Annotated in this window: 17 protein-coding genes; 9 read left to right on the plus strand and 8 right to left on the minus strand. The window is 67.8% G+C overall.

Features of this window, described 5'->3' with window-relative positions; translation table 11 throughout:
• Positions 1 to 3: 3 nt before the first annotated feature.
• The 3 genes from J0A91_RS05315 to J0A91_RS05325 form a co-directional block, all read right to left on the minus strand.
• The gene (locus tag J0A91_RS05315) at positions 4 to 2,757 is read right to left on the minus strand and encodes a [protein-PII] uridylyltransferase (protein WP_069204032.1); all 2,754 of its coding nucleotides are present in this window, start codon (positions 2,755 to 2,757) and stop codon (positions 4 to 6) included.
• 141 nt (positions 2,758 to 2,898) lie between these two features.
• Entirely contained in the window at positions 2,899 to 5,550 is a 2,652-nt protein-coding gene (gene mutS, locus J0A91_RS05320; protein WP_069204033.1) for a DNA mismatch repair protein MutS, read from the minus strand.
• Between the two features lie 63 nt (positions 5,551 to 5,613).
• Positions 5,614 to 6,366 carry an SDR family oxidoreductase gene (locus J0A91_RS05325; protein WP_069204034.1) on the minus strand — a complete coding sequence of 251 codons (753 nt, stop codon included), beginning with the start codon at positions 6,364 to 6,366 and terminating at the stop codon, positions 5,614 to 5,616.
• Positions 6,367 to 6,466: 100 nt separating this feature from the next.
• Here J0A91_RS05325 and J0A91_RS05330 point away from each other — a divergent pair, with 100 nt between their 5' ends.
• Together J0A91_RS05330 and J0A91_RS05335 are read left to right on the plus strand one after the other, a co-directional pair.
• Complete coding sequence (locus J0A91_RS05330) at positions 6,467 to 6,850, plus strand: winged helix-turn-helix transcriptional regulator (protein ID WP_069204035.1); 384 nt, start codon at positions 6,467 to 6,469, stop codon at positions 6,848 to 6,850.
• A gap of 61 nt (positions 6,851 to 6,911) precedes the next feature.
• The gene (locus tag J0A91_RS05335) at positions 6,912 to 9,170 is read left to right on the plus strand and encodes an NADP-dependent malic enzyme (protein ID WP_069204036.1); all 2,259 of its coding nucleotides are present in this window, start codon (positions 6,912 to 6,914) and stop codon (positions 9,168 to 9,170) included.
• Between the two features lie 146 nt (positions 9,171 to 9,316).
• Here the strand turns inward: J0A91_RS05335 and J0A91_RS05340 are convergent, their stop codons facing one another.
• Entirely contained in the window at positions 9,317 to 9,775 is a 459-nt protein-coding gene (locus J0A91_RS05340; protein WP_069204037.1) for a hypothetical protein, read from the minus strand.
• A 202-nt stretch (positions 9,776 to 9,977) separates the two neighbouring features.
• Here J0A91_RS05340 and J0A91_RS05345 point away from each other — a divergent pair, with 202 nt between their 5' ends.
• Positions 9,978 to 10,529, plus strand: coding sequence for a CHAP domain-containing protein (locus tag J0A91_RS05345; protein ID WP_069204038.1), 552 nt, complete (start codon positions 9,978 to 9,980; stop codon positions 10,527 to 10,529).
• Positions 10,530 to 10,611: 82 nt separating this feature from the next.
• Positions 10,612 to 11,913: a dicarboxylate/amino acid:cation symporter gene (locus J0A91_RS05350; RefSeq protein ID WP_069204039.1), complete on the plus strand. Its 1,302-nt coding sequence runs from the start codon at positions 10,612 to 10,614 to the stop codon at positions 11,911 to 11,913.
• Positions 11,914 to 11,922: 9 nt separating this feature from the next.
• Here the strand turns inward: J0A91_RS05350 and queG are convergent, their stop codons facing one another.
• Entirely contained in the window at positions 11,923 to 13,047 is a 1,125-nt protein-coding gene (gene queG / locus J0A91_RS05355) for a tRNA epoxyqueuosine(34) reductase QueG (RefSeq protein ID WP_069204040.1), read from the minus strand.
• 135 nt (positions 13,048 to 13,182) lie between these two features.
• Between queG and J0A91_RS05360 the strand changes: the two genes are divergently transcribed.
• From J0A91_RS05360 to J0A91_RS05375, 4 genes are all read left to right on the plus strand, one after another.
• Positions 13,183 to 14,109 (plus strand): ABC transporter ATP-binding protein, encoded by a 927-nt coding sequence (locus J0A91_RS05360; RefSeq protein ID WP_069204041.1) that lies wholly within the window; start codon positions 13,183 to 13,185, stop codon positions 14,107 to 14,109.
• The gene (locus tag J0A91_RS05365) at positions 14,106 to 15,365 is read left to right on the plus strand and encodes an ABC transporter permease (protein WP_069204042.1); all 1,260 of its coding nucleotides are present in this window, start codon (positions 14,106 to 14,108) and stop codon (positions 15,363 to 15,365) included. Before J0A91_RS05360 ends, J0A91_RS05365 begins: the two co-directional genes overlap by 4 nt.
• Positions 15,366 to 15,444: 79 nt before the next feature.
• Complete coding sequence (msrB, locus tag J0A91_RS05370) at positions 15,445 to 15,930, plus strand: peptide-methionine (R)-S-oxide reductase MsrB (RefSeq protein WP_069204043.1); 486 nt, start codon at positions 15,445 to 15,447, stop codon at positions 15,928 to 15,930.
• Positions 15,931 to 15,989: 59 nt separating this feature from the next.
• On the plus strand, positions 15,990 to 17,207 hold the full coding sequence (locus J0A91_RS05375) for a UbiH/UbiF/VisC/COQ6 family ubiquinone biosynthesis hydroxylase (RefSeq protein WP_069204044.1): 1,218 nt from the start codon (positions 15,990 to 15,992) through the stop codon (positions 17,205 to 17,207).
• Between the two features lie 119 nt (positions 17,208 to 17,326).
• Here the strand turns inward: J0A91_RS05375 and J0A91_RS05380 are convergent, their stop codons facing one another.
• Positions 17,327 to 18,136, minus strand: coding sequence for an NYN domain-containing protein (locus J0A91_RS05380; RefSeq protein ID WP_069204045.1), 810 nt, complete (start codon positions 18,134 to 18,136; stop codon positions 17,327 to 17,329).
• A 98-nt stretch (positions 18,137 to 18,234) separates the two neighbouring features.
• Between J0A91_RS05380 and J0A91_RS05385 the strand changes: the two genes are divergently transcribed.
• Positions 18,235 to 20,214, plus strand: a complete 1,980-nt coding sequence (locus J0A91_RS05385; protein WP_150127059.1) for a TonB-dependent receptor plug domain-containing protein — start codon at positions 18,235 to 18,237, stop codon at positions 20,212 to 20,214.
• 84 nt (positions 20,215 to 20,298) lie between these two features.
• Here J0A91_RS05385 and J0A91_RS05390 read toward each other — a convergent pair whose 3' ends face one another.
• Complete coding sequence (locus J0A91_RS05390; protein WP_069204046.1) at positions 20,299 to 20,589, minus strand: plasmid stabilization protein; 291 nt, start codon at positions 20,587 to 20,589, stop codon at positions 20,299 to 20,301.
• A 58-nt stretch (positions 20,590 to 20,647) separates the two neighbouring features.
• The gene (locus tag J0A91_RS05395; protein ID WP_069204047.1) at positions 20,648 to 21,796 is read right to left on the minus strand and encodes a zinc-binding metallopeptidase family protein; all 1,149 of its coding nucleotides are present in this window, start codon (positions 21,794 to 21,796) and stop codon (positions 20,648 to 20,650) included.
• Positions 21,797 to 21,873: the final 77 nt, after the last annotated feature.

The raw sequence follows: 21,873 nt of genomic DNA on the forward strand, positions 1-21,873 counted from the left end.
CGCTCAGGCGGCCGTGCGCAATTTCTCCCCGCTTGCGGCGACGAGCAACCGGCGCTCGATGCCACGCAGCCGGGTGGTGTTCGAGATCTTGTCGCCGGTGAGATCGGTCAGATAGAACGTGTCGACCGCGCGTTCGCCGTAAGTGGCGACATGCGCCGAGTGGATTGTCACTTTCGAATCGAACAGCGCATGCGCGAGCTGATGGAGCAGCGCGGGACGATCGCGCGCGTTGACCTCGATCACGGTGAAGCGGTTCGACGCCTTGTTTTCGATCAGCACGTTGGGCGCGATCGGAAAGGCGGTCGCGCGCGGGCGCGACAGCGGCTTGGCGAGCAGCTTGTCGACCAGCCGGCCCCGTGCCGCGAGCGCGTCCTCGATCCCCATGCGCAGCCGCTTGAGCTGCATGGCATCCTCGAACGGCCCACCCATCGGGTCTTGCACGACGAAATTGTCGAGCGCCATGCCGTCGCGCGTGGTGTGGATGCGCGCGTCGATGATGTTGCCGCCAGCAAGGCTGATCGCGCCGGCGATGCGGTAGAACAGACCGGGGTGATCGGCGGCATAGACCGAGACGAGCGTCGCGCCGCGTTCGGGATCGGGCCGCGTATCGATCGACAGCTGCGCCGCGCCCGCCAGATCGACCAGATGCGCGTTCTGGGCGAGCACCTCGTCGGGCTCCGCCACCCAATAGGAATCCGGCATGCGCTTGAGCAACGCGGCGAACTTCGCTTCGTCCCAGCCAAGCGTCACGCGCAGATTGGCCTGTTTCGCGGCGATCCGTTCCTCGCGGCCTTTTTGCTTGTGTCCGAGCCGCAGCACCTCTTCCGCCGATTCGTAGAGATCGGTCAGCAACTGGCGTTTCCAGCTATTCCACACGCCGGGGCCAACCGCGCGAATATCGACGATGGTGAGCAGCAGCAGCAGCCGTAGCCGTTCGGGGCTTTGCACCATCTCGGCGAAGTCGAGGATCGTCTTGAAGTCCGACAGGTCGCGTTTGAACGCGGTGGCGGACATCAGCAGGTGATAGCGCACCAGCCACGCGACCGCTTCGGTCTCGGCATCGCTCAGCCCCAGCCGCGGGCACAGCCGATGCGCGACCTCGGCGCCGAGGATCGAATGATCGCCGCCGCGCCCCTTGGCGATATCGTGGAGCAGCACCGCGACATAGAGCGCGCGCCGCGACACGATCTGATCGAACACCGCGCTCGCCAGCGGATGATCGTCGGCGAGCGTCTGCTTCTCGATCGCCGACAGCAGCCCGATCGCCCGGATGGTATGCTCGTCGACGGTGTAATGGTGGTACATGTCGAACTGCATCTGCGCGACGACACGGCCGAAATCGGGAATGAAGCGCCCGAACACCCCCGCCTCGTTCATCCAGCGCAGCACCGTCTCGGGATCGCGCGGAGATGTCAGCACGTCGAGGAACAAGGCGTTGGCGCGGGGCTCCTGGCGGATATCGTCGGCGAGCTTGGCATCACGCGCGGCGACACGCATCGTCAGCGGATGGATTTCGAGCGCATGCTGGTCGGCAAGCGCGAACAGCTCGACCAGCCGCACCGGATCGGTCCGAAAGAAATCGTCCGACGGGATGGCCAGCCGGCCGCGCTCGATCACGAAACCGTGGAGCTTGCGCGGCGCCCGGCCGCGTCCGAGCATCGGCAACCCGAAGCGCCGCCCGCGCGCGGCGAACTTCTCGTCGAGATGCGCGAGGAACACGCCGGTCAGGTCGCCGACGCGCTTCGCCTGAAGGAAGTAATAATGCATGAAGCGCTCGACCTTGGACTTGCCGGTGCGGTCGGCGAAGCGCATCCGCCGCGCGATCTCGGATTGCATGTCGAAGGTGAGCCGGTCCTCGGCGCGGCGCGCGATGCTGTGCAGATGACAGCGCACCGCCCACAGGAAATTCTCGGCGCGGTTGAACTGGCGGTATTCGGCGCGGCTGAGCAGCCCGGCCTCGACCAGTTCGCCGGGTTCGGACACGTTGTACGCGTATTTGCCGATCCAGAAGAGCGTATGCAGATCGCGCAAGCCGCCCTTCGCCTCCTTGACGTTGGGCTCGACCGCGTAGCGCGTATCACCCTGCCGCTTGTGGCGCGCGTTGCGCTCGGCGAGCTTCTCGGCGATGAAGCTGCGCACCGTATCGGCCTGCACCTCGACCTTGAAGCGCCGCGCCGCCTCGTCATACAGCGGCTGGTCGCCCCAGACGTAGCGTGCCTCCAGCAAGGCGGTGCGGATCGTCACGTCGCTCTTCGCCTGGCGTACCATCTCGTCGAGCGAACGGCTCGAATGGCCGACTTTGAGGCCGAGATCCCACAAGGCATAGAGCATCGATTCGATGACCTGCTCGGCCCAGGCCGTCTGTTTCCAGGGCGTGAGGAAGCCGATATCGACGTCCGAATAGGGCGCCATCTCGCCACGCCCATAGCCACCCACCGCGATGACCGTCAGCCGCTCGGCGGCGGTCGGATTGTGGACCGGATAGAGTCGCTGCGTGGTGAAGTCGTAGAGCAGGCGAATGAGCTGATCGACGAGGAACGCCTGCGCGGCGGCGATCTCCAGCCCGCGCGAGGGATGCTCGATCAGCCGCCGCCCGATCTCGACCCGCCCGGCATCGAGTGCGGTCTTCAAGAGCGCGGTGCCGGCGGCGCGCAGCGCGACCGCGTCGTTGCCTTCGAGTGCGGTGAGCGCATCGGCGATGGCGCGCCGATCGATGATCGCGCGGCGTTGGGGGAGGGAGTCGAAACGGGCTGGCATGTCGGAGAGATAGGGGAGGATCGCGCCCGCGTCATGCCCTCACATCGTCACCCCAGCGCAAGCTGGGGCCTCTCGGTGAGACTCGTACCATCCGGGCAGCCTCCAGCAGACCCCAGCTTGCACTGGGGTGACGGATTGTGGCTACATCAAGCCCTTCAACCGATACAATTGCTCCAGCGCCTCGCGCGGGGTCAGCGCGTCGGTGTCGATCGCGGCGAGCGCCTCGCGGACCGGATCGGCGGGGGGCGCCTCTTCCTCGCGCGCGGCGGCGAACAGCGGCAGGTCGTCGAGTCCCGCCGCGATGCCGCCGGTCTTGGCGCGGCCTGCCTCGAGCTTGGCCAGCACCGCCTTGGCGCGCGCGAGCGTCGCGGGCGACATCCCGGCCAGCCGCGCGACGGCGAGGCCGTAGCTGCGATCGGCTGGCCCTTCGCTCACCTCGTGGAGCAGCACGAGATCGCCCTTCCACTCGCGCGCGCGGACGTGATGGAGGCTGAGCGCTTCGCAGCGTTCGGCTAGCCGGGTCAGTTCGTGGTAGTGCGTCGCGAACAGACAGCGGCAGCGATTGTCCTCGTGGATCGCCTCGACCACCGCCCAGGCGATCGCGAGGCCATCGTAGGTCGAGGTGCCACGCCCGACTTCGTCGAGGATCACGAAGCTGCGCGGTGTCGCTTGCGCGAGGATCGCCGCCGTTTCGACCATCTCGACCATGAACGTCGAACGCCCGCGCGCGAGATTGTCCGACGCGCCGACGCGGCTGAACAGCCGATCGACCAGCCCCAGCGTCGCGGCGCTCGCGGGCACGTAGCTGCCGGCCTGCGCGAGCACCGCGATCAGCGCGTTCTGGCGCAGGAAGGTCGATTTGCCGCCCATGTTCGGACCCGTCACGAGCCACAGCCGAGAGTCTTCGGAGAGTTTGCAGTCGTTGGCGACGAAGCGCTCGCCGCGCTTCGCCAGCGCATCCTCGACGACCGGGTGGCGCCCGCCGGCGATATCGAAACAGGCGTGATCGACCAGGGTCGGGCGCACCCAGCCGCCTTCGCACGCGCGCTCGGCCAATCCCGCCGAGGCGTCGAGCCGGGCGAGCGCGTCGGCAGTGGCGGCGATCGCCTCGCGCCGGGCGAGCGCGGTGCGGGTGAGATCTTCGAGATGCGCGGCTTCGGCCGCGAGCGCGTGCGCGCCGGCCTGCGACACTTTTAGCGCGACCTCGTGGAGTTCGGGCGCGTTGAAGCGCACCACGCCGGCGAGCGTCTGGCGATGGGTGAAGCCGCTGTCGGGCGCCATCAGCGCATCCGCTACGCGCGCGGCGACCTCGATATGGTAGCCGAGCACGCCGTTGTGCTTGATCTTGAGCGCGGTGATGCCGGTGCGGGCGCGATAGTCGGCTTCCAGTGCGGCGATCGCCCGCCGCCCGCCCGCGCCGGCATCGCGCAGATCGTCGAGCGCGGCGTCGTAGCCGGGCGCGATATAGCCGCCGTCGGAGGCATCGATCGGCGGCGACGCCACCAGCGACCGGGTGAGCAGGTCGATCAGCGCGCCGTGCCCGCGCAGGCGTGGCGCGAGATCGGCGAGCAACTCCATCCCCGTTCGTCCGGAGCTTGTCGAAGGACGTGCCAGAGGCGATTCGCCGGGGTCACGTGCTTCGACAGGCTCAGCACGAGCGGGGGAAAGGATCTCGCCGAGCTTTTCGCCCAGCCGCCACGCACCATCGAGTCCGTCGCGGAGCTGACCGAGATCGCGTGGCGAGCCGCGCCCCGCCGCGAGCCGGCCAAGGGCGCGACCGATATCGGGCAGCGCGCGCAATGTGGCCCGCAGCGATTCGCGTAAAGCACTGTCTTCACACAGTAACTGGACGAGATCGAGCCGGGCCTCGATCTGCGCGCGATCGACCAAAGGCGCGCCGATATCGGCGGCGAGCGCGCGCGCGCCCGCGCCGGTCACGGTGCGATCGACTGCGTCGAGCAGGCTGCCCTTGCGTGCGCCCGAGGTGGTGGCGGTGAGTTCGAGGCTTTCGCGCGTCGCCGCGTCGATCGCCATCGCCTGCGCGCTCTGGCGTAGCACCGGCGGGCGCAGGAACGGCAGCGCGCCTTTGGCATTGTGGTCGAGATACGCGACCAGGCCGCCTGCCGCCGCCAGCGCGGCACGGCTGAACTGGCCGAAGCCATCAAGTGTGGCGACGCCGTACAAGTCGCGCAGCCGCGCGTCTCCGCGCGCGCTGTCGAACCCCGGCTTGGGGCGAAGCGACGTGGTCACCTCCGCGAAGGCGCTGTCCTCGGCCGCGATCGTCTCGGCGGGGTTAAGCCGGGCGAGTTCGGTGGTGAGGCTGGCGGTGCTCGTTTCGATCAGCTCGAAGCGGCCGGTCGAAATGTCGGCGGCGGCCAGCGCCACGCCACCGCCCGCTTCGCCGATCGCGACGCACCAATTGGCGGTGCGCGCGTCGAGCAGCGCCTCCTCGGTCAGCGTGCCCGCCGTCACCACGCGGACGATGCCGCGCGAGACTAGGGTCTTGGATCCGCCGCGCTTCTTGGCGTCGGCAGGCGATTCGGTCTGCTCGGCGATGGCGACGCGGTGCCCGGCCTTGATGAGCCGCGCGAGATACGCCTCCGCCGCATGCACCGGCACGCCGCACATCGGGATCGCCACGCCATGATGCTCGCCGCGCGCGGTCAGCGCGATGTCGAGGCAGGCGGCGGCGATCTTCGCGTCTTCGAAGAACATCTCGAAGAAATCGCCCATTCGGTAGAAGAGCAGGCAATCCTGCGCCTCGGCCTTCAGGCTGAGATATTGCGCCATCATCGGCGTGGGAGCGGAAACGGGATCGGTCACGCTCCCAGCCGATAGAGGCTTGGGGGCAGCGGCTCAATGCCGCTGGTTGAGCATCGTGAAGGTCTGGTCGTAGCGGCCCTCGCGCTCGGCGTTGCGCAGGAAGCCGACACGTTCGACGGTGTTCTCCGGCCCGTGCGGGTGCGCTTCGAGCAGCGCCATCGTTTCGGCGACATAGGCGCCGAGCGGCATCGACTGCGGGTTCTGCGCATGCCCGGGCATCAGGTCAGTCGCGACGGCTGGCGGGGCGATCTCGATCACGTCGATGCCGACAGGCGCGAGCTGCGCGCGCAGCGACTGGCTCCAGCTATGGATCGCCGCCTTGGTCGCTGAGTAGGTCGGCGTCGCGGCCAGCGGCACGAAGGCCAGACCAGACGACACGGTCAGGATGCTCGCATCCGGCTGTGCCCGTAAATGCGGCAGTAGCGCCGCAGTCAGCCGGATCGGCCCGAGCAGGTTGGTCGCGATCGTCGCCTCGGCGGTGTCGAGCGCGAAACCATCCGCCAGCAGATCCTCCGCCGCCATGATGCCGGCATTGTGGATGACGACATTGAGCGCGGGATGTGCGGCGATGACGGACGCGGCGAACGGCGCGATGGCACGCGGATCGGCGACGTCGAGCTGCGCGACGGCGATACCCGGAACATCGGCCGCGAGCTGTTCGAGCGGTTCCAGCCGACGGCCCGCGACGATCACGCTGTTGCCGCCTTCGTGCAGTGCGATGGCGAGCGCGCGGCCGATGCCCGATCCGCCGCCGGTGATGAGAATAACGTTGCCGGTAATCCGCATGATTCGTCTCCTGCCAGGCGGTGATGGACGCGGATGTAGCGCGTCGATTACGCTTGGAAAGTAAGCACCGGAAAGTTCGGTACTTACCAAAAGGAGAGTTATGAAAGAAACGCCGTGCCACCCGGAACTCGATCCTCGTGTCGAGGCGCTCGTCACCGAGGTGATCGGTCGCGTCGCCGACAAATGGACGATGATCGTGCTGGAGGCGCTGACCCAGCATCCGGTGCTACGCTTCACCGAACTCGCGAGGGAAGTGACCGGAATCAGCCAGAAGATGCTGACCCAGACGGTCCGCGCGATGGAGCGCGACGGATTGCTGGTACGCACCGTTCACCCGGTCATCCCGCCGCACGTCGATTACCGGCTGACCGACCTCGGCCACACGTTGAGCGAAGCCTTTTGCGGCGTGTGGACCTGGGCCGAGGCCAATATCGACCGCATCGAGCGCGCGCGGCAAGACTTTGACACACGCAAAATCGGATAGCGGCGTTCCCTTTCGCGGACAGGGACACTAAGGGCTGGACGCTTCTGGAGAAGGCTGCCCAATGTCGAACGAATCGAACGTCCAGTTTTCCGAGCGCGAAGCTCTGCTGTTCCACTCCGAAGGACGCCCCGGCAAGATCGAGATCATCGCGTCCAAGCCGATGGCGACGCAGCGCGATCTCGCGCTCGCGTACTCGCCCGGCGTCGCGGTGCCGGTGCTGGCGATCGCGCAAGACCCGGCGCTCGCGTATGATTATACTGCCAAGGGCAACCTCGTCGCGGTCATCTCGAACGGTACGGCGATCCTGGGCCTCGGCAACCTCGGCGCGCTCGCCTCGAAGCCGGTGATGGAAGGTAAGGCGGTGCTGTTCAAGCGCTTCGCCGACGTCGATTCGATCGACATCGAACTCAAGACCGAGGACGTCGACCGCATCATCGACGCGGTCGAACTGATGGAGCCGAGCTTCGGCGGCATCAATCTCGAAGACATCAAGGCGCCCGAATGCTTCGTGATCGAGCAGACGCTGCGCGAGCGCATGAACATTCCGGTGTTCCATGACGACCAGCATGGCACCGCGATCATCGCCGCCGCCGGCCTCATCAACGCCTTGTTCCTCACCGGGCGCGACATCAAGACCACCAAGATGGTCGTGAACGGCGCCGGCGCGGCGGCGATCGCGTGCGCGGCGCTCATCAAGGCGATGGGCTTGCCCGGCGACAATCTGCTGATGTGCGACCGGACCGGCGTGATCTATCAGGGCCGTGAGGGCGTCAACCAGTGGCAGTCGGCGCACGCCGCCGTCACCGATCGGCGCACGCTGGAAGAGGCGCTCGACGGCGCCGACGTGTTCCTCGGCCTGTCCGCCGCCGGCGCGCTGCCGGCCGAATATCTCGCCAAGATGGCGCCCAAGCCGATCATCTTCGCGATGGCCAACCCCGATCCCGAAATCAGCCCGCCCGACGCGAAGCGCGTGCGCCCCGACGTCATCATCGCGACGGGCCGCTCGGACTATCCGAACCAGATCAACAACGTGCTCTGCTTCCCGTTCATCTTCCGTGGCGCGCTCGACGTGCGCGCGACGACGATCAACGACGAGATGAAGGTGGCGGCGTCGCAGGCGCTGGCCGCGCTGGCGCGCCAGCAGGTTCCCGAAGAGGTCGCGGTGGCATATGGCGTCCAGCACAGCTTCGGCCCGGATTACATCATCCCGGCGCCGTTCGATCCGCGCCTGATGGAGATCGTGCCCGTCGCCGTCGCCAAGGCAGCGATGGATTCGGGTGTCGCCACCAAGCCGATCCTCGATCTTGAAGCGTATCGCCAGAGCCTCAAGGCGCGGCTCAATCCCACCACGTCGGTGCTGACGCTCGCCTATGAAGGTGCGCGCGCGCACCCGAAGCGCGTGCTGTTCGCCGAAGGTGAAGAAGAGACCGTGCTGCGCGCGGCGATCGCGTTCAAGGATGGTGGCTACGGCGTGCCGGTTCTGGTCGGCCGCGATGACGTGCCCGATCGGCTGCGTGCGCTCGGCGTCACCGATCCTTCGGCGTATGAACTGCATAACAGCCGCAACTCGCCGCTGGTGCCGCGTATGGTCGATTTCCTGTACGAGCGGCTCCAGCGCCGCGGCTACCTGCGCCGCGATTGTGAGCGGATGATCAACCAGGATCGCAACATCTTCGGCGCGGTGCTGCTCCAGCTCGGCGAAGCCGATGCGATGATCACCGGCACGACGCGCACCTATGCGCACACGATGCGCGAGATTCGCCGCGTCATCGATCCGGCCGCTGGACGCACGCCGTTTGGCATTCACCTGATGGTCGGCCAGAGCCACACCGTCTTCCTTGCCGATACGACGGTCAACGAGCGGCCCACCGCCGAGGAACTCGCCGACATCGCCGAGGATACGGCGGCGGTCGCGCGCCGCATGGGGCATGAGCCGCGCGTCGCGTTCCTCAGCTATTCGACCTTCGGCAACCCCGGCGGCGCGTTCCTCGACAATATCCGCGAAGCGGTGACGGTGCTCGACGGGCGGCAGGTCAGCTTCGAATATGAAGGCGAGATGGCGGCGGATGTCGCGCTCAACCCCAAGCAGCTCGCCAACTTCCCGTTCGCGCGGCTGTCGGGCCCGGCCAACGTGCTGGTGATGCCGGGGCTGCAATCGGCCAATATCTCCGCCAAGCTGCTCCGCGAACTTGGCGGGGACGCGGTGATCGGCCCGATGCTGATCGGCATGGAAAAGAGCGTGCAGATCGCGCCGATGACCTCGACCGCGAGCGAATTGGTGACGCTGGCGGTGCTCGCGGCGGGCGGCATCGCGCGGTAAGTGCGGCCCGCCCGGTCACGTCAGTAGCCGGGCGGTTCTCGCCTCTTAAAACCGTTCGCACCGAGCTTGTCGAAGTGCGGGCCACAAGCGCTGTGGCTGCGGCACGTGCTTCGACAGGCTCAGCACGAACGAGTGAAGGGATAGCGCTACCCGGCCCGCGCCCGCACGAACGCGGCCGAAACCCAACCCGAGCGACACGGCCCGGCATAGCCGCGCGGCGACGCCACCGGCGCCGAGACGCCGCAATCGGCCGGGACGCCGCCGGCGGGCGGCACCACCACCCCCTGCCAGCGCTGGTCGATCGAATGCGAGCACAGCAGCAAAGCGGTGCCGTTTTCCAGCCGGCCGATCTCGCTCGCTTCGGCGAACGGCGCGGCGTGTATCGGCAGATACGGTTGATCCTGTGGCGACAGGTTGACGACCGTTCCCGCCGCCGCGCACGCCGCGAAGCCGGGGCCGCCTTCACCGATCCGCACGGGCTGGACGCCCGGCGACAGTTGCGCCTCCTGCTCGCCGGCATTGTAGATCGCATCGGCGTCGCCACTCCCGCCGCGCGGGGAACAGGCCATCGAGAGCAGGCACAGGGCCAGGGCGAGGCGTTTCATAGTGGTGATTCTACTGCGTTCGCGGATGCATGGCGAGCGCAGACAGCGACCTTTCGCGCCGAAGCACGGTGCCGAGGGGCAGTCATCGTTGGTGAAACACGCTTCATCGGAAAAGGTTCCATTCATCCCTGCGACAGGGTTTTCATCCTGTCCGCGACCTGCTCAATAGCCTCAACGAAGCCAAAGACCTTTGGGGGGTCGCATGAAATTCAAGTTGATCGCAGCGCGTTTTGCGCTGGTGTTGTGTTGCGCCCTTACGGCAACGGCCCCTGCGGCGGCTCAGTTCTGGCAGTGCGCGCCTTACGCCCGCACGATCTCGGGCATCGAGATTCGCGGCAACGCCAACACCTGGTGGGGTCAGGCCGCCGGCCGCTACGATCGCGGCCATGCTCCCAAGGTCGGTGCTGTGCTCGCCTTCGCCTCGACCGGCCATATGCGCCTCGGGCACGTCGCAATGGTCAGCGCCGTCGTGAACGACCGTGAAGTGCTGCTCACCCACGCCAACTGGTCGCGTCGCGGCGGTGTCGAGACCAACGTCCGCGCGGTCGACGTTTCGGCCAACGGCGACTGGAGCATGGTCAAGGTCTGGTACGGCCCGCAGCATGACCTCGGCACCACCGCCTATCCGACCAAGGGTTTCATCTATTCCGGCCATGCCGGCAATGACGACGTCGAGCCGGACACGAGGGCTCCCGCACCGCGGATGACGCTGGCGAGCGCGCAGACCAGCGCGACCGAAACCGCCGCCTTCTAAAGCGCGCGACGCGAAGCCCCCAAATTCCGTTTGCAATTTTAGCGCGTTCCCCGTCCGTTAGATCGGTATAGGGGGAACAGGCATGTCGCAGGCAACACGCATTCTGCTGGCGCTGGTGAGCGGGCTGCTGATCGGCATCGCGCTGGTCGCGGTCGATGCGAAGCTGGCGCTGACCATCACCGGCTTCACCCAGCCGATCGGCCTCGCCTGGCTGCACGGGTTGCAGATGGTGATCGTGCCGCTGATCGTCGGGCTGCTGGTGACCGGGGTCGGCGCCGCCGCCGATGCCGCCCGCGCCGGCAAGCTCGCACTGCGCGCGGTGCTGACGATGATCGTCATCCTGTGGTCGACCACCGTGATGTCGGCGATCGTCACGCCGCTGCTGCTCGACCTGTGGCCGCTCCCCGCAAGCTGGTCGGTGGCGCTGCGCCAGGCGCTGACCGGCGCGCAGCCGGTCGGCACCGTGCCGACGCTGGGCGCCTTCTTCGAGACGATCGTGCCGTCGAATGTGGTGAGCGCGGCGGCGGGGGATTCGTTCCTGCCGCTCACCGTGTTCGCGCTCGCGCTCGCCTTCGCGATCACGCAGCTTGCGCCCGAACCGCGCGCGATGCTCACGCGGTGGTTCCAGGCGATCACCGACGCGTTGCTGATCATCATTGGCTGGGTGCTCCGGCTCGCGCCGATTGGCGTGGGCGCGCTCGCTTATGGGGTTGGCGCGCGCACCGGTGCGGCGGCGTTCGGCGCTTTGCTGCATTACATCGTCGTCGTGTCGGCGATCGGCTTCGTCGTATTGCTGTCGGCCTATCCGGTCGCGGCGCTGTTCGGTCGCGTCTCGGTACTGCGCTTCGCGCGCGCGGCGGCGCCGGCGCAAGCGGTGGCGATCTCGACGCAATCCTCGCTCGCCACGCTGCCGACGATGCTGGCCGCGAGCGAGTCGCTCGGCGCGGCGCCCGCGGCGGCGGGGATCGTGTTGCCGCTCGCGGTCGCGATTTTCCGCGCGACCAGCCCGGCGATGAATCTGGCGGTCGCGCTCTACATCGCGCATTGGCTCGGCGTGCCGATTGGACCCGGTGCGCTCGCGGCGGGGGTGTGTACCGCCGCGATCACGACGATGGGGTCGGTCAGCCTGCCCGGCACGATCAGCTACATTGCTTCGGTTGCGCCGGTGGCGTTCGCGATGGGCGTGCCGATCGAGGCGCTCGGCCTGCTGATCGCGGTCGAGACGATCCCGGACCTGTTCCGCACCGTCGGCAATGTGACGATGGACATTGCGATCACAGTTGGGCTGGGGCGGGTGCGTGATGCCGGACAAGAGCCGCCGTTCGTCCCGAGCGAAGTCGAGGGACAGGCCCGGAGTGCAGATGTCTCGACTTCGAACGGTTGAGGGTACGGGTTACAACACCGCCCATTCCTCCAAAACGCCGGCATCCGTTTCGAACGATAGCCGCGCCGCTTTCTCCGCGCGCGCCCGTTCCGCATTCAGCCGCGCCAGCGCCCACACCGCCGCGCCGCGCACCACGGGCGACGGATCGTCGAGCAGCCGCGTGACCGGATCGGCGAGCGCCGCCACGCCGCTGTTGCCCGCCGCGATCAGGCAATTGCGCACCATCCGGTCGCGCCCGATCCGCTTGATCGGCGATCCGGCGAAGACGCTACGGAAATCGGCATCACTCAGCGCGAGCAGGTCAGCGAGCGCGGGCGCGGCCAATTCCGCGCGTGGCAGGAAGGCGCGGTTGGCGGCGGCCGAGGCGGCGAACTTGTTCCACGGGCACACCGCGAGACAATCGTCGCAGCCATAGATGCGGTTGCCGATCCCGGGGCGAAATTCGTGCGGGATCGGCCCGGCATGTTCGATCGTCAGATACGAGATGCAGCGCCGTGCATCGAGCCGGTAGGGCGCGGGGAACGCGTCGGTCGGACAGGCGCGCTGGCAGGCGTCGCACGATCCGCAGGCATCGCGCGCGCCCGCATCGGCCTCGAGATCGAGCGTCGTGTAGATCGCGCCGAGAAACAGCCAACTGCCCGCATCGCGGCTGACGATATTGGTGTGCTTGCCCTGCCAGCCGAGCCCGGCGGCTTCGGCGAGCGGCTTTTCCATCACCGGCGCAGTATCGACGAATACCTTCACATCGGCGCCCGGCGCTTCCGCGATCAGCCAGCGCGCCAGCGCCTTGAGCGCCCGCTTGACGACATCGTGATAATCGCCGCCCTGCGCGTAAACCGAGATGCGGCCGATGCCCCCGGCGTCCGCCAGCGCGAGCGGATCGGCTGCGGGGGCGTAGCTCATGCCGAGCGCGATCACGCTGCGCACCGCCGGCCACAGTGCCGCCGGGCTCTCGCGCTGGCCGGCGCGTTCGGCCATCCACAGCATGTCGCCGTGCATCCCCTGCGCGAGCCACTGGTGCAGCCGCTCGCCAGCACGCGGACTCACATCGGCGTGCGCGATGCCGCAGGCGGCGAAGCCGAGCTCCGCCGCCTTCGCCTTGAGGCGAGCCGTTAGCGGGTTGTGTTCGTTCATCAATGCCCGCTACCACGCCTCCATGCCGCCAGCACCCTCTCCGTTCGTGTCGAGCGACATCGAGACACTGTGCGGAACCATCGTGCGCGTAGAATGTCCCTCGAATGCGCTCGGGACGAACGGGGATGGAACGCGATGAACGATCTGGCGATCAGCGCTACCGGGTTGGTCAAGACTTTCGGCGGAAAGCGCGTGGTCGACGGCGTCGATGTCGCGGTGCCGCGCGGCGCGATCTACGGCGTGCTCGGCCCCAATGGCGCCGGCAAGACGACGACGTTGCGCATGCTGCTCGGGATCATCGAGCCTGACGGCGGGCACCGCAGCCTGCTCGGGCTCGATCATCCGCGCGATGCCAGCGATCGGGTCGGTTATCTGCCCGAGGAGCGCGGCCTGTATCCGGGGATGCGCGCCAAGGATGCGATCGCCTTCATGGGCGCCTTGCGCGGGCTCGACCTCAAGACGGGGCGCAGGCGCGCGGTGACTCTCATGGAAGCCGCCGGCCTCGGCCACGCCGCCGACACCAAGATCCGCAAGCTCTCGAAAGGTATGGCGCAGCTCGTCCAGTTGCTCGGCTCGGTCGTCCACCAGCCCGAACTGCTCGTGCTCGACGAGCCCTTCTCCGGGCTTGATCCGGTCAATCAGGAACGGCTCGAAGCGCTGATCCTTGCCGAGCGGGATCGCGGCGCGACGATCGTGATGTCGACTCACGTCATGGCGCATGCCGAGCGGCTGTGCGACCGGCTGACCATCATCGCCGGCGGCAAGCACCGGTTCGAGGGCACCGTCGCCGACGCGCGCGGACTGCTGCCGATGCGCGCGCATTACGTGCCCGATCGCGACGACCCCGCGCTCGCCGCGTTCTTGCCCGAGGGCGCGGTGCATCAGGCGGACGGCTGGCGCTTCCCGGTGCCCGATGGCGGCGTCGAGGCGGCGCTCAAGCGGCTGATCGACGGCGGCCACGGCATCGCCGGCCTTTCGATCGAGCGGCCCGGCCTGCACGATGCGTTCGTTCGCATCGTCGGGGCAAGCGCACTCGAAGGCACGCAGGAGGTCGCGGCATGAGCGCCAGGTCGAACCGCATCATCCGCCAGACGTTGACGATCGCACGGCGCGATTTCGTCGCGACCGTCTTCACGCCGACCTTCCTGCTGTTCCTGCTCTCGCCGGTCATCATGCTGTCGTTCGCGCTGGTCGGCGCGGGCGGGGCTACGTCGATGGCGACCAACGCGGCGGACAAGGCGCAGATCGTCGCGATCATCGCGCCCGAACGCCAAGCGGCGATGCGCGCCACCGACGCGCGGCTACGCCGGTTGTTCGGCCGGTCCGACCAGCCGCCGGTGCTGACGTTCGAAACCCCCGGTGCGCAGCCGGCCAGCCAGGCGCGCGCGGCCTTCGCGGCCGGCGGGGCGGATACCACCGCCGCGCTCTACGGCGATCTCGCCGCGCCGACGATCCTGTACGGCGCGCAAGGCCGCGGCGATTCGCGCTATCTCGCCGAACTCGCCGAGGGCACGCTGCGCGCCGCCGCGAGCGGCGCGCGGCCGCTGAGCGCCGCGACCTTCAAGCCGATCGCGCGCGCGCGCGCGTCGTCGGGCGGGCACAGCCAGGCGGCGTTCTTCAGCGTGTTCGGCATCTTCTTCCTGTCGCTGCTGCTCTCGGGTCAGGCGGTCAGCACGATGGCGGAGGAGCGCAACAACAAGGTGATCGAAATCCTCGCCGCGGCGGTGCCGCTCGAAGCGGTGTTCTTCGGCAAATTGCTCGGCATGTTCGGCTCGGCGGTGCTGTTCGTCGGCTTCTGGGGCACGCTCGCCAGCCAGATCGCGGCGTTCCTGCCCCCCGGCATGGCGGGCGGCCTTGGCGAGATCGGCCCGGCGATCGGTCTGCCGTTGTTCGTGCCGCTGTTCTTCGCCTATTTCGCGATGGCGTACATGCTGCTCGGCGCGGTGTTCCTCGGCGTCGGTGCGCAGGCGACCACGCCGCGCGAGTTGCAGATGCTGTCGCTGCCGATCACGATCGTCCAGGTGCTGATGTTCAGCCTCGCGCTCCGCGCGGCGGGGGGCGCCGACGGATGGGTGACGCGCTTCGCCGAAATCTTCCCGTTCAGTTCGCCGTTCGCGATGGCGGCGCATGCGGCGAATTTTCCCGACGTGTGGCCGCATCTGCTTGCGCTGGCGTGGCAAGCGGTGTGGGTGGGAATCGCGATCACCGTCGGAGCACGTGCGTTCCGGCGTGGCGTGCTGCAATCGGGGAGCGGCAAGTGGTTCAAGGGCAGGACCGCAGCCGTGGCGGACGCGGTCAGCGGACCGTCGATACCGTAACGCCCGTTCGGGCTCAATCCGTGCATTCGATCCGGGCGTACCTATATCGCACTCGTCCTTCGCAACGAGGTTCTTCGGGATGCACGATCGCAGACAGTTCCTGACGCTCTCCGCCTCGGGCGCGGCGGCGTTTCTGTTGTTCGGGTGCCGTGGCGCCACCGCCGCGCCGCCCGAGCATTTCGAGGTGACGCTCTCCGATGCGCAGTGGAAGGCAAAGCTTTCGCCAGCGGCCTATACCGTGCTGCGGCACGAAGGCACCGAGCGCCCCTTTACCAGTCCGCTCAACGACGAGCACCGCAAGGGTATCTTCGCCTGCGCCGGCTGCGCGCTGCCGGCGTTCGCGTCGAAGACCAAGTTCGACAGCGGCACCGGCTGGCCGAGCTTCTGGGCGCCGCTGCCCAACGCAGTGCGCACGCGCGACGACGGATCGCTTGGCATGTCGCGTACCGAAGTCCATTGCCGCCGTTGCGGCGGGCATCTCGGCCATGTCTTCGACGACGGCCCGCCACCGACCGGCAAGCGCTATTGCATGAACGGCGTGGCGCTGAAATTCACTGCGGCCTGATTGTCCTACCGCGTGTTCAGGGTTTGGCACCTGCCCGATCGGGCGCTAGAGCGGACAGTATGGACCGAGCAGACGTAATCATTCTGGGCGGCGGGCTGGTCGGCAGCGCGCTTGCCGTGGCGCTGTCGGCGCACAAGCTGAGCGCGATCGTCATCGATGTCGCCGACCCCGACGTCATTCTCGCCGCCGGCTTCGACGGGCGCGCCTCCGCGATCGCCAGCGCGCCGACGCGGATGCTCGGCGCGATCGGCGTGCTCGACCGGCTGGGCGCTGCCGGCTGCCCGATCGAGGGGATCCGCGTCAGCGACGGCCTCGCCCCCGGCAAGCTCGATTTCGCACCCGAGCCGGGCGAAGCCGCGCTCGGCACGATGTTCGAGAACCGGCTGCTGCGGTGCGCCTTGTACGAGGCGGCGCAGGCGGCGGACGGGGTCGAGGTGCGGATGAAGACCCGCGCCGTCGCCACCACGCGCGACGCGCATGGCGTCTCGGTTACCCTGTCGTCGGGCGACATCATCCACGCGCCGCTGCTGATCGCCGCCGAGGGGCGCGCCTCACCGACGCGCGAGGCGGCCGGGCTCAAGGTCGCGCGCTGGCAGTACGATCACGCCGCGATCGTCACCTCGCTGCACCACGAACATCCCCACGAGAACATCGCCTTCGAGATTTTCTATCCGCAAGGCCCGTTCGCGATCCTGCCGCTCAACGACGATGCGCAGGGCCATCGCTCGGCGATCGTCTGGTCGGTCAAGCGGCACGAGGCGCCGGGTATGGTCAAGCTGTCCGAACGCGGCTTCCTCGCCGAATGCGAGAAGAAGATGGGCGGCTTCCTCGGGCAACTCGGGCCGCTCGGCCAGCGCCAGAGCTATCCGCTGGGTTTCCACCACGCCGCGACGATCACCGCCGAGCGGCTCGCGCTGGTCGGCGATGCCGCGCACGGCATTCATCCGATCGCGGGGCAGGGCGTCAACGTCGGCTTCCGCGATGTCGCGACCCTGGTCGAGGTGCTGGTCGACGCCAAGCGCACCGGACTCGATCTCGGCGACCGCCAGGTGCTCGCGCGCTATGAACGCTGGCGCAGTCTCGACACCTTCATGGTCGCCGCCGCCACCGACGGGCTGACGCATCTGTTCGGCATTCCCGGCAAGGCCGCCAATGCGGTGCGCCGCTTCGGTCTGTCTGCGGTCGACCGGCTGCCGCCGCTCAAGAACCGCTTCATGGCCGAAGCGCGCGGCGAGAGCGGCGACGTGCCCAAGCTGCTGCAGGGCATGACGGTCTAACGCTTGACCACGTAATATCCGTTCGCCCTGAGCGTGGCGAAGGGCGTGGCCCAAGCGCAGGTGCCCGGGCGCGTGCTTCGACACGCTCAGCACGAACGGACTGAGGATTCACCCAGTCCTCATAGCGCCGGCTTGGGCGTCCGATCGGTGTTGCGCTTGTCTGCGACATAGGTCTGGCCGTTGTCGCCCTTGACGATGTCGAACGCGCCGGTCGCTTCGAACAGCGCCGGGAAGTTCTTCACGCCGTAGTTGCGCGGGTCGATCGGCGCTTGCCGCTTGGCGGTGCTGCCCGCCGCCGACATCGATGCCCAGCCGTCGTCCCACGCCGATGCTTCGACCGCGCCGCGCAGCAGTTCGATCAGCTTGGCGTCCTGCGTCAGCGGCTTGGCCGCAGGTGCGGGCTTGTCGGCGGCCTTCTTGCTTGTCTTGGGCTTGGCGGCGGGTTCTGCCGACGGTTCCTTGGCGGTGCGGCCTTCGAGGCTGTCGAGATACAGGAAGGTGGTGCAGGCGTTGACGAACGGCGACGGCGTCTTGCGCTCGCCGAAGCCATAGACGTCATGGCCGTTGGCCTTCAACTGCATCACCAAAGGCGTGAAATCGGCGTCGCTTGATGCGATGCAGAACGCGTCTGGCTTCTGCGTGTAGAGCAATTCCATCGCATCGATGACGAGCGCGATGTCGGTTGCGTTCTTGCCCGTGGAATAGCTGAACTGCTGGATCGGCCGGATCGCGAATTCGTGGAGCTTGTCGCGCCAGCCCTTCAGGCCGGGGCTGCCCCAGTCCCCGTAAGCGCGGCGGATGTTGGCGGTGCCGTATTTCGAGAGTTCCGCCAGCATCGCCGCGATGTTGCTGTGCGAAACGTTGTCGGCGTCGATCAGCAACGCGATGCGGCGATCGGGGGCCGGCGCGGCGGTTTGGTCTTTTTCCAAGCGAATTCCTTTTGTTGACCGGAGTGTGGCGGGTGGCCAAGCATTCCGGCATGATACTGGCCTGCAATATCACGATGACCCGCGCGATGCGCGTCCCGATGCTGTTCGCAGGCGTTCTCGCTGCTGGCAACGCGCATGCCCAGACCGTTGATCCGGCGACCGACGATATCGTCGTGCTGGGGCGCGGGCTCGATCTGCCGCCGGGCACGCCGGCTTACGGATCGGTGACGATCGATCGGCAGCGGTTGGAGAATGATGCGTCGGGCCGAGTCGAGGATGTGTTGCTCGACGTTGCCGGCTTCCAGCAGTTCCGCCGCTCGGACAGCCGCTCGGCCAATCCCTCGGCACAAGGCGCGACATTGCGCGCGCTCGGCGGCAATGCGTCGAGCCGGACGCTGGTGCTGCTCGACGGCGTGCCGATCGCCGATCCGTTCTTCGGCTATATCCCGTTCAACGCAGTGATCCCAAGTCGGCTCGGGGGCATCCGCGTGACGCGCGGCGGGGGATCGGAGGCGTTCGGGGCCGGCGCGGTGGCAGGCACGATCGAGATGACGAGCGCCAGCCGCGCCGACCTGCCGGTCATCTCGGGCGAGGCTTTGTACGGCAGCCGCAACGCGCAGGAAGTGAACGCCATTCTCGCGCCTTCGGTCGGCAACGGCTTCGTTGCGCTGTCGGGTCAGTTCGAGCGCGGCGACGGCTTCCAGACCACACCCGAGGATCAGCGCGCGCCCGCGACCGTTCCTGCGCGCTACCGCGACTGGTCGGGCGGGCTGCGTGCGGTTGCGCCGCTTGGGCCGGACACCGAGGTGCAGTTTCGTGGGCTGGTGTTCGGCGACAATCGCACGCTGCGCTTCAAGGGTGCCGATTCGCGTTCGAGCGGGGAGGATGCCAGCATCCGCGTGATCTCGCACGGGCGTTGGCAGGTCGATGCGCTCGCCTATGTGCAGGCGCGCAACTTCGCCAACAAGGTCATCAGTTCGAGCACATTCGCGTTGACACTCGACCAGCGCAATACCCCCTCGACGGGACTCGGCGGCAAGATCGAACTGCGCCCGCCGGTCGGCGGCGATCACGTACTGCGCCTCGGTGGCGATGTCCGCCTCGCCGACGGGCAATTGTTCGAGGACGCTTATGGCGCGACCGGGCTCGTCACCGCACGGCGCAACGCGGGCGGCGATACCAGCGTCGCCGGGCTGTTCGTCGAGGACAATTGGACGCTTGGCCGGCTGGTGCTGACCGGCGGCGCGCGAGTCGATCACTGGACGATCACCGACGGCTTCTTCCGCCAGCGCAGCGCCGCCGGCGCGCTCACCACCGATACCGCCTTCCCGGATCGCGACGGCACCGAGGCGACCGGGCGCGCGGGCGCGCTTCTCAAGCTCGGCGCGGTCGATCTTCGATTGGCCGGGTACACCGGCTTCCGGCTGCCGACGCTCAACGAACTCTACCGGCCCTTCACCGTCTTCCCGGTGACGACTCAGGCCAACGCGAACCTCTCGCCCGAGCGGCTGCGCGGGGTGGAGGGTGGCATCGACGCGCGTCCGCTCCCCGGCATGACGCTGAGCCTGACCGGCTTCTACAACCGGCTCGGCGATGCGATCGCCAATCTGACGATCAGCCCCATTCTGCGCCAGCGCGGCAACGTCAACGCGATCGTCGCCAAGGGCGTCGAGGCGAGTTTCGACTGGCGGCGCGGTGCGTTCGGCCTGTCGGCGAGCTATGCGTTCAGCGACAGCAAGGTCGATGCGCCCGGCATGGCGTTCGATGGATTGATCCCGGCGCAAAGCCCGCGCCAATCCGCCAGCGCGACGCTGGCGTGGCAGCCGCGTTCCGGGTTGCTCGCCTCGCTGACCGCGCGCCACGTCGGGCGGCAATATGAGGACGACCTCCAGACCGACGTGCTGCGCGCCGCGACGACGGTGGATGCGTTCGTCAAGCTGCCAGTGCGCAAGGGCGTGGCGGTGATCGCCCGCGCCGAGAACGTGCTCGACGAGACGGTGGTGACGCGCAACCAGGCGGGATCGATGGATCTGGGAACGCCGCGCACGCTCTGGATCGGGGTGCGGTTCGGGGGGTGATCCCATCGTTCGTGGGTCTTCCTTCTCCCGTCGGGAAACGGAGGGAGGCGCGAAGCGAGGGAGGGGTGAGGGCGATGCGCCGCCTCAGCCAGCGTTCTTTCGGCGTGTCACCCAGCCCTTGCGCGCAGCGGCCGAGCGCTGTTCGGGCGATCCCGATTTGTGCGCCTTGCCGCCGCGCGACGCGGCGACATGCGTGTCGGGCTTGCCACGCCCCGAGCCGGATTTGTTGCCGCCGCCCGATTCCTTGTTCACCGTCGCCCAGGCGCGCGCCTCGGCCTGCTTTTTCGGAACCCCACGATCCTCGTAGCCTTCCTCGATGTGCTCGGCCTTGCGCTTCTGCTTGGGCGTGTAAGCGTCTTTGTCTCCGCGCGGCATGATCGCTCTCCTTTCTCCTCTGTTGGCAAAACGCACGGGGCGATCGCGCGTTTCCATGTCACGCCCCGCCGAGTTCCACGCCTTGCCCGAGCGTCGCCACCAGCGCCCTGAGGTCGCCCGATTCGGCCGCGCCCGGCGCCCAGCGGCCGGCGTAGAAGGCGATCAGCCGGTTGACGAAATCGAGCTTGAGCACCACGCCGGACGATAGCCGGAATGGGTAGAGATCGGGCTGGCCCATGCTGCGGTTGATCTCGTTGATCGCGAAGGCGAACGGAATCCAGTGCGCGGTCAGCGTCGCGGTGTCAGCGGTGTAAGGATCGAAGTCGACCACGCTGTCTGGCGTGCCCGGCGCGGCGGCCGGCATCGCGTCTAGCCGGGTGCCGAACCCGCGGATCGTCGCGAGCGTATCGACGATGTGCGAATGGTGCGCGAAGGTCTCGGCGAAATCCTCCCACGGGTGCATCGTCGCATAGGCGGAGACATATTCGTCTTCCCAGCCGACCCGCAACGGATTGGCGTAATGCGACTGGAGAGCCGCCTGATAATCGGCACGCTCATCGCCGAACAGGGTGCGGAACGGGATCAGGTCCGGCCCGAACTGCACCAGCCGCGACCAGAAATAATGGCCGATCTCGTGCCGGAAATGGCCGACGAGCGTGCGGTACGGCTCGCCCATCTGGCGGCGGATTCGCTCGCGCTGCGCGTCGTCGGCCTCGATCAGATTCAGGGTGATGAGGCCGTTTTCATGGCCAGTGAAATGCTGCGGCGCATACCCTTGCTCGGCCGAGGAATCGTAGAGGAAATCGAAGGCGAGGCCGTGGATGTTCTGCGCCTTGGTTTCCAGTTTGAGGCCGAGCCGCATCAGCCCGTGCAGCACGCGCCGCTTGGCATCCTCGATCCGCGTCCAGCGTTCGAGCACCCCCGCGATGGCGAGATCGGGGATGACGCGGTTGTGCCGGCAGGCGAGGCACATCGACTGCGGGTCATCGACCGCGACCACCCAGTTGCACACGCCGTAGCGCGCGTTGGCACAGGGCTGCACCGTCACGACTGCGCTGTTCGCGTCACGCCATGCGCCATCGGCCACATCGAGGTGGAGGAAGCCGTTGGCGATTGGCGCGAACCCGAGCGGATGCGCGCAACTCGGGCAGACGCGCGATTCGAAATGGAGACGCTGCCGGCAATTGGGGCAGGTGTAGGCGGCCACGCGATGTCTCCGGGAAAGGGCTGTCCTCGCTCAACGCGACGCTGCAACACGAGTTTCGCGAGAGGAAAGCGGTTGGC

Source organism: Sphingomonas panacis (assembly GCF_001717955.1).
Lineage (GTDB): Bacteria > Pseudomonadota > Alphaproteobacteria > Sphingomonadales > Sphingomonadaceae > Sphingomonas > Sphingomonas panacis.

Coding starts and splice junctions, on each gene's coding strand:
- mutS (WP_069204033.1), bottom strand. CDS start 5,550: ATGATGGCGCAATATCTCAGCCTGAAGGCCGAGGCGCAGGATTGCCTG.
- J0A91_RS05390 (WP_069204046.1), bottom strand. CDS start 20,589: ATGCCGCGCGGAGACAAAGACGCTTACACGCCCAAGCAGAAGCGCAAG.
- queG (WP_069204040.1), bottom strand. CDS start 13,047: ATGAACGAACACAACCCGCTAACGGCTCGCCTCAAGGCGAAGGCGGCG.
- J0A91_RS05340 (WP_069204037.1), bottom strand. CDS start 9,775: ATGAAACGCCTCGCCCTGGCCCTGTGCCTGCTCTCGATGGCCTGTTCC.
- J0A91_RS05325 (WP_069204034.1), bottom strand. CDS start 6,366: ATGCGGATTACCGGCAACGTTATTCTCATCACCGGCGGCGGATCGGGC.
- J0A91_RS05385 (WP_150127059.1), top strand. CDS start 18,235: ATGCTGTTCGCAGGCGTTCTCGCTGCTGGCAACGCGCATGCCCAGACC.
- J0A91_RS05315 (WP_069204032.1), bottom strand. CDS start 2,757: ATGCCAGCCCGTTTCGACTCCCTCCCCCAACGCCGCGCGATCATCGAT.
- J0A91_RS05330 (WP_069204035.1), top strand. CDS start 6,467: ATGAAAGAAACGCCGTGCCACCCGGAACTCGATCCTCGTGTCGAGGCG.
- J0A91_RS05365 (WP_069204042.1), top strand. CDS start 14,106: ATGAGCGCCAGGTCGAACCGCATCATCCGCCAGACGTTGACGATCGCA.
- J0A91_RS05350 (WP_069204039.1), top strand. CDS start 10,612: ATGTCGCAGGCAACACGCATTCTGCTGGCGCTGGTGAGCGGGCTGCTG.
- J0A91_RS05345 (WP_069204038.1), top strand. CDS start 9,978: ATGAAATTCAAGTTGATCGCAGCGCGTTTTGCGCTGGTGTTGTGTTGC.
- J0A91_RS05335 (WP_069204036.1), top strand. CDS start 6,912: ATGTCGAACGAATCGAACGTCCAGTTTTCCGAGCGCGAAGCTCTGCTG.
- msrB (WP_069204043.1), top strand. CDS start 15,445: ATGCACGATCGCAGACAGTTCCTGACGCTCTCCGCCTCGGGCGCGGCG.
- J0A91_RS05375 (WP_069204044.1), top strand. CDS start 15,990: ATGGACCGAGCAGACGTAATCATTCTGGGCGGCGGGCTGGTCGGCAGC.
- J0A91_RS05360 (WP_069204041.1), top strand. CDS start 13,183: ATGAACGATCTGGCGATCAGCGCTACCGGGTTGGTCAAGACTTTCGGC.